Consider the following 11,190-nt stretch of genomic DNA (forward strand, 5'->3'; position numbering starts at 1 on the left):
CCCTTCAGCACTCGCTGGAGGGCTCTTTTATCTATGCTTGGGCAACAATCAGCGTTTTTCATTTCCATTGTGTCTGAAATATCTTTATAATATAAAGAAACCATCTTACATAGGACAATAACAAAGGAAGGAAGATTCGCATGGCTGGCCCAGAGGCAGGAACGAAAATTCAGATACACAGCTATAAGCATAACGGCCAGCTCCATCGGGTATGGGAAAGCAGCACAGTATTGAAGAGTACGGCAGATATCCTGATTGGTGCTAATGATCGGACGATGGTCACGGAAAGCGACGGACGGACGTGGATCACGCGTGAACCAGCCATTGTTTATTTTCATGCGAAGTACTGGTTCAATATAATCGGTATGCTGCGTACAGATGGCATTTATTATTATTGCAATATCAGTTCCCCGTATGTTTATGATGGGGAAGCGCTGAAGTATATCGATTATGACCTGGATATCAAAATCTATCCTGATATGACATTTACGCTGCTGGATGAAGATGAATTCAATATACACAAGCGTTTAATGAATTATCCTCCCGAAATCGAACGAATCCTGTGGAACCAGGTCGACATTCTGATTAGCTGGATCAGGCAAGGAAAAGGACCGTTTTCACCCGATTTCATCGATACATGGTATGAGCTGTTCCTAACCTACAGATAAATAACATAAGCTATGAATCCTTGCCGGAAATCGGCAGGGATTTATCATTGTGCACAACAGAGAGGTGATATGTGTTGAGCAGTACAAGACGGTATTTACAATTTGTAAAGCCGTACAAATGGAAAATTATATTTACGATTCTAATTGGTATTATTAAATTCGCGATACCTTTGCTTATCCCATTGATTTTAGGATATGTGGTCGATCATGTCGTCAATGCGGATTTATCGACATCTGAAAAAGTAAGTCGGCTTTTCTGGCTGCTTGGCGGCTCTTTAATTGTCTTTGTCATTGTACGTCCGCCGATTGAGTACTATCGGCAATACCTGGCGCAATGGACAGGAAACCGGGTGCTCTATGATATCCGGAACCAGCTGTTTGATCATATTCAGCGCCTGAGTCTTCGCTATTATTCCCAGACAAAAACCGGAGAGATTATCTCCCGCGTCATCAATGACGTTGAACAGACTAAAAACTTCATCATGACCGGTTTAATGAATGTATGGCTTGATTTGGCTACGATTGTCATTGCAGTCGGCATCATGTTCACGATGGATGTATCACTCACATTGGTGGCAATAGTCCTGTTCCCTGTGTACGGTGTAGCGATCAAGTATTTCTACGAACGTCTCCGCAGTCTTACAAGGCAACGTTCGCAGGCCTTGGCCGAAGTGCAGGGGCATCTGCATGAACGAGTACAAGGCATCCCTGTTACACGAAGCTTTGCGCTTGAGGATTATGAACAAAAGCAGTTTGATACGCAAAACCGTAATTTTCTGGACAGTGCCATCCAGCATACGACCTGGAACGCCAAAACCTTTGCGGTAACGAATACGATTACCGACTTGGCTCCGCTGCTCGTTATTGGATATGCTGCGTATGAGGTTATACAAGGTAATCTTACACTTGGTACGATGGTTGCCTTTGCGGGCTTCATGGATCGTGTTTACAGCCCGCTCCGCCGGCTGGTGAACTCTTCTACAACCTTGACGCAAGCGGTCGCATCAATGGATCGGGTCTTTGAATTTATTGATGAGAAATATGATATTGAAGATAAGCCGGCAGCTGCGAAACTGACAAAGGTCGATGGTCATGTATCTTTTGAAAATGTTTCCTTCCGTTATAGCGAAGGTGAAGAGCTTGTGCTCAAGGATATTTCGCTTGATGTGAAAAAAGGAGAGACAATCGCTTTTGTCGGCATGAGCGGAGGCGGTAAATCGACTATCGTCAGTTTGATCCCGCGTTTTTATGATGTGACGAGCGGACGGATAACTATTGACGGTACAGATATCCGCGATGTGCAGTCCCGTTCCTTACGGGATAAGATCGGGATGGTGCTGCAGGATAATATTCTATTCAGTGAATCAGTAGAAATGAATATCAAACTCGGAAGACCTGAAGCAACACATGAAGAGGTGGTTGCTGCTGCAAAAGCAGCCAATGCCCATGACTTTATCGAGCATCTGAACGAAGGATACGAAACGCTCGTCGGAGAACGCGGGGTTAAGCTATCTGGTGGGCAAAAACAGCGAATTGCTATCGCGCGTATTTTCTTGAAAAATCCGCCGATTCTTATTCTGGACGAAGCAACATCTGCACTGGATCTGGAGAGTGAACATCTGATACAGGAAGCACTGGAGAAGCTTGCATCAGATCGAACTACCTTTATCGTCGCGCATCGACTGGCAACAATTACTCATGCAGACCGAATCGTTGTCGTACAGGATGGACAGATTGTGGAACAAGGATCTCACGTTGATCTGATGACACTACAAGGCAACTACTTTAATCTTTATCAGATACAGCATCTGGATGAGGATTCAGGTACATTGAGTACAACTGAAAAAGGATAGGTGGCAGGGGAGCCCTGCTCATCTATCCTTTTTTTGTTGTCTCTGAAAAGATGCTCTGTACGTAATTTAAATGCCCGCGCAATAGTGACCCTCTTATTTATACTATAACTTTCTTTGATGGATATAAAAAAAGTACATCACTCACTTGAGTGATGTACTTCATTCCTTCGGCATGACAACCGTGGAATCCTCGTTATGGTATTTCAAATAGCTGTTTAATAGGCGCTTTAGTCTGTCTAGTTCCCGATGATATTCCATCAGACGGGAAGCGAGCGGCAGGAAGAGCATTTTCTCTTCGTTTTCCTTGTTCTCGAATACATGGATAAGCAGGTCGACAAGTGCTGGGATATCCGGATCGAGTGTTTCACGGAAATTACTGTCTTCCTGCTGGTGCTTGATTCGCCCCATGGCGCTCAGGATAAGTTTTTCATGTGACATGATTGCTTTATCGAGTTCTTCGACGAATGTGTCACTTGAGCGTGTCGGAAGCTCGGTCATCTTATCTCCAAGGTCATAGACTTCCTTTAAGATACCGTGTGATTGTTTCAAGGTCGTGATGAGCTGACGAAAGACGACTAGCTTTCGGGCCTTCACGAGTTTTTGTTTTTGCGTGTATGTTCGCTCTTCTGTGAAGCGCGTATAGATATCGTCTATTTTCTGGATTTCTGATTCTATCCTGCTTATTTCGTCCTTCAGTGCCGGCTGGTCGGACCAGCTGCGAGTAGCAACTCGGAGCCATTGCAGAATCTCAGTACTGAATTGATCTATCTTCTGCAGCAGGACGACTTCATACTTCGGCGGAAGAAAGACGAGATTCACAAAGAAAGCGGACAGGATACCTAACGTCAATGTCGAGAACCGCAGCAGTGCGAAAGGAAGGAAATCCATATCGCTCGTATTCTCCATTACTGAAACGAGTGATACAATCGCAATGACGCTTTCGCGTATTTTCAGGCTTACACATAGTCCGATTGTCAGGATGGCAGAAACACCAATAATGATCGGTTCGGTTCCGAATGTATAGAACATTGCAATGGCAACAACCAAACCAACTACATTCCCCTTCACCTGATCCATGAGTCCGATATAGGATTGATAAACGGACTGCCGCATCGAAAAGGCAGCTCCGATTGCAGCAAATACCGGCGCTAAGCCAAGTAAGGTCGCTGCATATAAGGCAAGTGTGATTGCCACGCCAGTTTTAAGCATTCTGGCACCAAGTTTCATAGTCTTGGATCCTCCGTTCTTTCCTTAAAAACTATACCTTATGATGTTACACGAATGCCCTGAGATAATAAAGTATTTACTGAAGAAATATTTCAGACCAAAAAAAGGCATCAGCGAAAGTGCTGATGCCTTTTAGCATACCCTTATTTCATTTGTTCGAAGCTTGTTTTCACTGCTTCTAATGTACGATCGATATCTTCATCTGTATGAGCTGTCGTGATGAACCATGCTTCATATTTAGAAGGAGCCAAGTTGATGCCTTGCTCCAGCATAAGACGAAAGAATTGAGCGAACTTTTCGCCGTCAGAGGCAGAAGCCTGCACATAATTGGTTACTTTCTCATCAGTGAAATATACAGCAAGTGCACCCTTCAAACGATTGACAGTGATTGTTATACCTGCATCTTTAGCATGCTGCTTGATACCAGCTTCCAGTTTCGCGCCGAGTTCCTCAAAGCGATCATACACTCCTGGCTGCTGCAGTACTTCCAGACAAGCGATGCCAGCTGCCATAGAGGCAGGGTTTCCGGCCATTGTTCCAGCCTGGTAAGCAGGGCCGAGCGGAGCTACTTGATCCATGATTTCTTTTTTACCGCCATAAGCACCAATCGGCAGACCGCCGCCGATGATTTTGCCCATTGCAGTCAAATCCGGCTCAACACCAAGGAGCTGCTGGGCGCTGCCGTATGTGAAGCGGAATGCTGTGATCACTTCATCGTAAATGACAAGTGCGCCCTTCGCATGCGCATAGTCATTTACTTTTTCAAGGAAGCCTGGCTCCGGTGTCACGATTCCGAAGTTGCCGACAATCGGTTCCACTAGGATACCTGCAATTTGATCGCCCCATTTTTCCAAAGCGTCGTGCAATGCTTCCGGGTCATTGAATGGAACAGTGATCATATCTGCTGCAATTGACGCTGGTACGCCAGCCGAATCAGGTGTTCCTAATGTGGATGGACCTGAGCCTGCTTCTACGAGTACTGGGTCGGAGTGGCCATGATAGCAGCCGGCAAACTTGATCAGCTTATTGCGGCCGGTATAGGCGCGGGCAACTCGGATCGTCGTCATGACAGCCTCTGTACCAGAATTAGTGAAACGAACTTTATGCAAGGAAGGGATAGCTTCTTTCAACATTTGCGCAAACTGGTTTTCCAGGCGGGTCGGTGTTCCGTACAATACGCCGTTATGGGCAGCCTTTGTGATGGCTTCTGTAATATGCGGATGTGCATGTCCAGTGATGATCGGACCATATGCAGCTAGAAAGTCAATGTACTTGTTGCCATCCACGTCCCAGAAATAAGCACCCTCTGCTTTTTCCATATAAACAGGAGAACCGCCGCCAACTGCTTTGAAGGAACGGGATGGGGAATTGACGCCACCGACAATATGCTCCTGTGCTTCTTTATGTAATTGTTCTGATTTGGTCTTATTCATATAGGTAAACCTCCGTAAATTTCTCTCATCCAGTATAGCATATGCGTTGCGCACCATCGAAAAAAGCGTCTTGCTGCACATAGTCGGGACATGCCGCTCGTAAACTAATAACTAACTAGGAAAGTGGAGAAAGCCGTTTAGGAACGTAAGGATAAGAAGAAAGCCCGAAGTAGGTGTACTCCTCATGGAGAAATTCTTTGCTTATCCTCTAGTTCCTGGCTTTTGCAGCTGGACCGGAGGGATGGAAATGGTGTTTGTATTGGTGATTGTGATATTCTTTGCCCTGATCGGCTGTATGTATTCCTTTTTCAAACATGAGGTAAGAGGCTCCTCGATATTTTCCGTTGATCTGTTTTTATCTTTGTTATTTCTATATATAAGTGTCATGCTCGCTTTCGGTTTGATTTATTTTATCCTGTCAATCGAAGGTATCGTGCTTGCAGAGGGAGGAGACTTGATCGATTCATCTCTTGCTGGTTCCTTGATGCACTCTATCTATTTCAGCGGCGTTACGCTGCTCACGGTTGGATATGGTGACATTCTTCCTGTAGGAATTGGACGTTTCCTTGCCTTGATTGAAGCATTGATCGGATACCTTCTGCCATCGGGTCTGGTATTGAAAGTGTGGCAACACACAGTTGTTAGGCAGAAGATGAATGGAGAAGGAGATTAGTTGTGCTCCTTGCCTAAATCGGATAGGCTAGGGTTATATCCGTATTTTGAGGAGGCCTATCCATGACAACAGAAATTGGCAAAGCAGCACCTAGCTTCACATTGCCGGCGACAAACGGGGAAATCGTATCGCTGCAGGATTTCAAAGGGAAAAATATCGTACTGTATTTCTATCCAAAAGATAATACACCAGGCTGTACAACAGAAGCATGCAGCTTCCGTGATAACCATGATAAATTTACAGATTTGAATGCAGTCATCATCGGAGTCAGCCCTGACCCAGTTGAGAGCCATGAGAAATTCATGAACAAATTCGACTTGCCGTTTCTTTTGCTTGCAGATGTAGACCATGCTGTGGCTGAAGATTACGAATGCTGGAAGCTGAAAAAGAACTTCGGTAAAGAGTACTACGGGATTGAACGTTCTACGTTCATAATCGATAAAGAGGGAAATCTTCAGAAGGAATTTCGTAAAGTAAAGGTTGATGGGCATACGGAAGAAGCGCTGGAGTTCATCCGGGAAAACCTGTAATAAAAATCTGCGATCCAATGTGCATACATTGGGTCGTTTTTTGATATTATGGAAAATAAAGGGAGATGATACTGTGAAAGATCCGCGCCTGAGTAAATTGGCCAAGCTGTTATTATCCCATTCTTTAAAGCTTGGTGAAAAAGAGAAGGTAATCATTAGCGCCATTCCATCCAGCAAACCTCTTGTGAAGGAAATTTTGAAGGAAGCATACACTCTTGGTGCTATTCCGTTTCTTGTTTGGCAAGAGGAAGAAACAAATCGGATCATGATAGAGCATGCTCCAGATGAACAGTTCCGCTTAATGGATAAATGGTTTCTAGAGCAGTTTAGAGATGCCGATGCTTTTCTTGCCATCCAGGGAGAAGAAAATGATGCGGAGTTTGGGGGTATTCCAAGTGATCAATTCGTTAAAAAAGGGAAGTTAATGAAGGCTTCTGATGATTATCTGCATGCTAATCTCAAATGGGTACTGTTCGACTACCCGACACCTAGTGCGGCGCAGAAGGCGAAAATGAACGTTGACCAATTTTACGATTACGTACTTGATGTAAGCACGGTCGACTATGTTGCAATGCATCAAGCGCAGCAGCCGCTGAGGGATCTGATGGAACGGACAGATCGAGTTCGTATTGTTGGTCCTGGAACGGATATTGCATTTTCCATAAAAGATATTCCCGCAGTTATCTGTGCGGGGACGAATAATGTGCCGGATGGAGAAGTATATACCGCACCTGTGAAAGACAGTGTGAATGGTACAATTACATATAATACGCCAAGCCCATACCAGGGTGTTGTCCATCAGAATGTATCTTTGACATTCAAAGACGGGAAGATTATCGAGGCTGTTTCCGATCATACGGATAAACTGAATGAGGTGCTGGATACGGACGAAGGAGCACGTTTCATCGGTGAATTTGCATTAGGTTTAAACCCTGTAATCAAAGAGCCGATGGGAAATATCCTCTTCGATGAAAAGATTGCTGGGAGCTTGCATTTCACACCGGGGGATTCCTATGAAGAAACAGATAACGGCAACAGCTCTTCTGTCCATTGGGATATGGTCCTTATTCAGCGCCCGGAATACGGCGGTGGAGAGATTTATTTTGATGATGTACTTATACGCAAGGATGGTTTATTCGTGCTGGAAGAATTGAAAGGGCTCAATCCATGACAAATGCTTATACTGGGTGCTGCGTACGTGCATATAGTACAGTATGAAACCTCCCCTACATGAAAATTGGCTCAGGTGTTTATCGTCTGAGCTTTTTTTAATGAAGGATGTCGCTTTTCGTGCAGAATGGAAAAGGGTTATAGTAGAAGAAGGTAAACAAACTTTCTTGGAGGGGATACATATGCAAGTATTAGTAGCGGTGAAATTAGATCAGAAAATGAAACAGCATTTCGAAAGCTCTTATCCAGAAGTGACATTCCACTTCAGTTCTTCAAAGGAAGAAACAGAGAAAATGGTGAAGGAAGCGGAAGTTTTGGTTACTGGCGGAAATGGAGCGGATGAAGCATCACTCCGTACAGCAGATAAACTGAAGTGGATCATGGTGATTTCAGCAGGAGTCGATTACCTGCCGCTGGATACTATTGCCGAGAAAGGTATCATGCTTACGAATGCAAATGGTATCCATCGAATTCAGATGGCGGAATATGCGATTTCGTCCATCCTTGCAGTTGCACGAAATGAACGAGCTTTCCTTAAGAAGCAGGAGCAGCATGTATGGGATAAGAATCTTATGATAGATGAAATTACCGCGAAAAAACTTGTCGTTGTCGGAGCTGGCGCTATTGGCCAAGAAGTGGTGCGTTTGGGGAAAGCGTTCCGCATGCACACAATCGGAGTGAGCCGCAGCGGATCTCCGAAAGAGCATTTCGATGAGATGTATAAACAAACAGATATTGAGACAGTTCTGCCTCATGCTGATTATCTGATTTCTATCCTTCCAAGTACGAAAGAAACGAAGTATTTCTATAAAGAGAACCACTTTGATCTTATGCCAAAACATGGAGTATTCCTTAATATGGGTCGCGGAGATGCGGTAGCGACAGATGTATTGCTGGATGCCCTGAATAAAGAAAAAATAAAAGCAGCAGTGCTGGATGTCTTTGAGGAAGAGCCGCTTCCGGAGGATCATCCATTCTGGGACCATGAACGAGTGATACTAACTCCGCATATGGCAGGTAAAACTCCTTATTATACAGAACGAGCAATGGATGTCTTCGAAAAGAACCTAGCGATATATACAAATGAAGAAACTGAAAAACAGTATATAAATAAAATTGATTTAGACAGAGGATACTAATGAAGATTTATACGAAAACAGGAGATAAGGGGGAAACTTCGCTTATCTATGGTTCACGAGTCCCGAAAGATCATCCCCGTGTCGAAGCTTATGGCACACTGGATGAGGCAAATGCTGCAATAGGGACAGCAATTAGCCTGCTTGCGGCAGAAAACAATGCTTTTAAGAAATCATTGCAACGTGTTCAAACACTGCTGTTTCATGCCGGGGCTGAACTCGCGACACCACCTGAAAAGAAAGTACAATGGAAGTTGGAGCCGAAACACACAAACGATATGGAGACTGAGATAGATCAATGGACAGCAGAACTTCCGCCGCTGAAGCAATTTATTCTGCCGGGAGGCTGTCCAAGCGCGGCTGCGCTGCATCAAGCGCGGACTATCGTAAGACGATCCGAAAGATTGATCGTTGCCATGATGGAGGAGAACCGGAACGGTGAAGTATTGCGGTTCATCAATCGTTTGTCGGACTATTTATTTGTTGCAGCCAGATATGCAAATCTTCTCCATGAGACAGAAGAAGTACTGCTCGTTCCGGATATTTGAAGGAAACGATGGTTTTTTATTGACAAGGTAAGGGAGACCCCTTTACAATTTAGAAGAAGTATAATGTAATAATAGTCATCGTTTAGACAAATGTTTTATTTACAAGTGAAAGCGAGGTGCATGACGGTGTCTGAACAGAGATTACAAGCAGCAGTGGAGCGATTAAAAGAATCCGGAGTCAGAATTACACCACAGCGTCATGCGGTGCTTGAGTTCTTGCTGAATTCCAAGATCCATCCTACCGCTGATGATATATATCGAGCGCTAGAGGATAAGTTTCCAAATATGAGCGTAGCGACAGTCTATAACAACCTTCGCGTATTCCGTGAGAACGGTTTGGTACGAGAGTTGACATATGGAGATTCTTCCAGCCGATTCGATTGTGATACAGATGAACACTACCACTTGATTTGCGATTCATGTGGCAAGATTGTCGATTTCCATTATCCAAGCCTTTATGAAGTAGAGAAGCTCGCTGCCCAGGTTACAAACTTCGATGTGACCCATCATCGTTTGGAATTATACGGGACGTGCCCGGATTGTCAGCAAACAACCAGCATTAACCTCAGCGGAACTCTTCTATAGATAGAAAAGCCTTTGTCACATTGTGATGAAGGTTTTTCTTTTGTCAGGTAAAAAAGGATTTTGGGGAAATATGTTGAATTACTACTAAAATATATAGAATTACATTGCGGAGGGATCGCCTTGGAGAACATTCTTCGTCCGATTTATCAGGAACGTGCAAGTATGCCGAATACATTGGGTATCATCTTAGTAGAAAAGACGAGGCCGGTGAGCCCGACAACAGATAACTTCGATATGATCCTACTAGTGATTGTCAAACATTCGGAAGAGCCATGGTTTACGAAGCATTATAGTTATGAAGGGAAAATTGCTGCGATGCATATCGTCGAAGAGACGCTTCTTCATTATTGGATTGATACTAGTACATATCGGCGAGCTGTTGAATGGATCTTCGAGGGGAAGGTTGTCTTTGATCGGAATGAATATATCGAGAATCTGAAAAATGAATTGGCCGGTTTTCCTTACGAAAAGCGTAAGCTGAAAATGACGATTGAATTCGCGAAGCTTATTCGTTCCTATGCAGAAACGAAGGATCTTCATGACAGTGGCCAATATCTCGATGCTTATACGCGAATGGTACGATGTCTGCATTACTTGGCACGGCTGTCTATAATCGAAAAAGGACATCATCCAGAAGTCACCGTTTGGAATCAGGTGCGTAGAATAGATTCGGAAGTATATAAGCTTTGTGAAGAATTCATTCAGAGTAAGGAAGAAACAGATCAGCGTGTGCAGCTTATGCTTCTTGCCGTCAATGTTGCCATCAACGCTAGATCGCACTCTGCAGCTGAGCATCTTCTCCGTGTTATGCGTATGAAAGATGGTGCTTGGACATTTGGGGAATTGAAAAACAGACCGGAAGTGGAAGCATATGCAGCTGATTTGAGCGCCCTCCTCAATTACTTGGAGGAGAAGGAAATCATCGAAGCAGTGCTGACAGAGACAAAAGGCAGGGCATTGTATCATCGGGAATATCAAATCAAAGAATTATGATAAAGATGTGAGAGGGCAGCGGTTGGTGTAATGCACGCCGTCCTCTCAGAAAAACCGGTGTTGATGTGGTATTTGGCGATGTACTATGATACGCTGTTCTGGCTGTGTTCAGAAAATCTGTTAGGAATTTGAGATTTTTATCAAAAAAGTATTGACGGTGATTTGGCAGCATGTTATATTTATATGCGTCGCCAGTGAGCAACAACGGCTGACAAACAAGGGATTTAAAATACATGTTGACAACGTAAGTTGAAACATGATATGATGTTCTAGTCGCCAAATGAGCGGCAGAACAAAATTGATCTTTGAAAACTGAACAAAACAACCAATTACGAACTAAACGACATGATCGCAAGATCAACGTCAGCTCTAAC

General features: G+C 44.1%; 11 protein-coding genes. 9 read left to right on the forward strand and 2 right to left on the reverse strand.

The window, feature by feature from the left end; translation table 11 throughout:
- Positions 1-140 precede the first annotated feature (140 nt).
- Together ntdP and ACH6C1_RS18285 are read left to right on the forward strand one after the other, a co-directional pair.
- Entirely contained in the window at positions 141-668 is a 528-nt protein-coding gene (ntdP, locus tag ACH6C1_RS18280) for a nucleoside tri-diphosphate phosphatase (protein WP_374079670.1), read from the forward strand.
- A 74-nt stretch (positions 669-742) separates the two neighbouring features.
- Positions 743-2,521 (forward strand): ABC transporter ATP-binding protein, encoded by a 1,779-nt coding sequence (locus ACH6C1_RS18285; protein WP_374079672.1) that lies wholly within the window; start codon positions 743-745, stop codon positions 2,519-2,521.
- A 159-nt stretch (positions 2,522-2,680) separates the two neighbouring features.
- Here ACH6C1_RS18285 and ACH6C1_RS18290 read toward each other — a convergent pair whose 3' ends face one another.
- Together ACH6C1_RS18290 and ACH6C1_RS18295 are read right to left on the reverse strand one after the other, a co-directional pair.
- Entirely contained in the window at positions 2,681-3,748 is a 1,068-nt protein-coding gene (locus tag ACH6C1_RS18290) for an FUSC family protein (protein WP_095223589.1), read from the reverse strand.
- Between the two features lie 143 nt (positions 3,749-3,891).
- Complete coding sequence (locus tag ACH6C1_RS18295; RefSeq protein WP_374079674.1) at positions 3,892-5,181, reverse strand: glutamate-1-semialdehyde 2,1-aminomutase; 1,290 nt, start codon at positions 5,179-5,181, stop codon at positions 3,892-3,894.
- 184 nt (positions 5,182-5,365) lie between these two features.
- Between ACH6C1_RS18295 and ACH6C1_RS18300 the strand changes: the two genes are divergently transcribed.
- The 7 genes from ACH6C1_RS18300 (at position 5,366) to ACH6C1_RS18330 (ending at position 10,816) form a co-directional block, all read left to right on the forward strand.
- Entirely contained in the window at positions 5,366-5,854 is a 489-nt protein-coding gene (locus ACH6C1_RS18300; RefSeq protein ID WP_374079676.1) for an ion channel, read from the forward strand.
- Between the two features lie 62 nt (positions 5,855-5,916).
- Complete coding sequence (gene bcp / locus ACH6C1_RS18305; RefSeq protein ID WP_038558824.1) at positions 5,917-6,384, forward strand: thioredoxin-dependent thiol peroxidase; 468 nt, start codon at positions 5,917-5,919, stop codon at positions 6,382-6,384.
- Between the two features lie 73 nt (positions 6,385-6,457).
- Positions 6,458-7,555, forward strand: coding sequence for an aminopeptidase (locus ACH6C1_RS18310; RefSeq protein WP_374079679.1), 1,098 nt, complete (start codon positions 6,458-6,460; stop codon positions 7,553-7,555).
- 181 nt (positions 7,556-7,736) lie between these two features.
- Positions 7,737-8,693, forward strand: a complete 957-nt coding sequence (locus tag ACH6C1_RS18315; RefSeq protein WP_374079682.1) for a D-2-hydroxyacid dehydrogenase — start codon at positions 7,737-7,739, stop codon at positions 8,691-8,693.
- Positions 8,693-9,238: a cob(I)yrinic acid a,c-diamide adenosyltransferase gene (locus ACH6C1_RS18320; protein WP_374079684.1), complete on the forward strand. Its 546-nt coding sequence runs from the start codon at positions 8,693-8,695 to the stop codon at positions 9,236-9,238. The genes ACH6C1_RS18315 and ACH6C1_RS18320 overlap by 1 nt, the downstream gene beginning before the upstream one ends.
- Before the next feature lie 120 nt (positions 9,239-9,358).
- Positions 9,359-9,823 carry a peroxide-responsive transcriptional repressor PerR gene (perR, locus tag ACH6C1_RS18325; protein WP_374079687.1) on the forward strand — a complete coding sequence of 155 codons (465 nt, stop codon included), beginning with the start codon at positions 9,359-9,361 and terminating at the stop codon, positions 9,821-9,823.
- A 120-nt stretch (positions 9,824-9,943) separates the two neighbouring features.
- Positions 9,944-10,816 (forward strand): nucleotidyltransferase-like protein, encoded by an 873-nt coding sequence (locus ACH6C1_RS18330; protein WP_374079689.1) that lies wholly within the window; start codon positions 9,944-9,946, stop codon positions 10,814-10,816.
- Positions 10,817-11,190: the final 374 nt, after the last annotated feature.

It is taken from the genome of Terribacillus sp. JSM ZJ617 (assembly GCF_044383785.1).
Lineage (GTDB): Bacteria > Bacillota > Bacilli > Bacillales > Amphibacillaceae > Terribacillus.

What these genes read in the sequence shown, in the direction of transcription:
- ntdP (WP_374079670.1), top strand. Translation starts at nt 141, where the DNA reads ATGGCTGGCCCAGAGGCAGGAACGAAAATTCAGATACACAGCTATAAG.
- ACH6C1_RS18290 (WP_095223589.1), bottom strand. Translation starts at nt 3,748, where the DNA reads ATGAAACTTGGTGCCAGAATGCTTAAAACTGGCGTGGCAATCACACTT.
- ACH6C1_RS18295 (WP_374079674.1), bottom strand. Translation starts at nt 5,181, where the DNA reads ATGAATAAGACCAAATCAGAACAATTACATAAAGAAGCACAGGAGCAT.
- ACH6C1_RS18300 (WP_374079676.1), top strand. Translation starts at nt 5,366, where the DNA reads ATGGAGAAATTCTTTGCTTATCCTCTAGTTCCTGGCTTTTGCAGCTGG.
- bcp (WP_038558824.1), top strand. Translation starts at nt 5,917, where the DNA reads ATGACAACAGAAATTGGCAAAGCAGCACCTAGCTTCACATTGCCGGCG.
- ACH6C1_RS18315 (WP_374079682.1), top strand. Translation starts at nt 7,737, where the DNA reads ATGCAAGTATTAGTAGCGGTGAAATTAGATCAGAAAATGAAACAGCAT.
- ACH6C1_RS18320 (WP_374079684.1), top strand. Translation starts at nt 8,693, where the DNA reads ATGAAGATTTATACGAAAACAGGAGATAAGGGGGAAACTTCGCTTATC.
- perR (WP_374079687.1), top strand. Translation starts at nt 9,359, where the DNA reads ATGACGGTGTCTGAACAGAGATTACAAGCAGCAGTGGAGCGATTAAAA.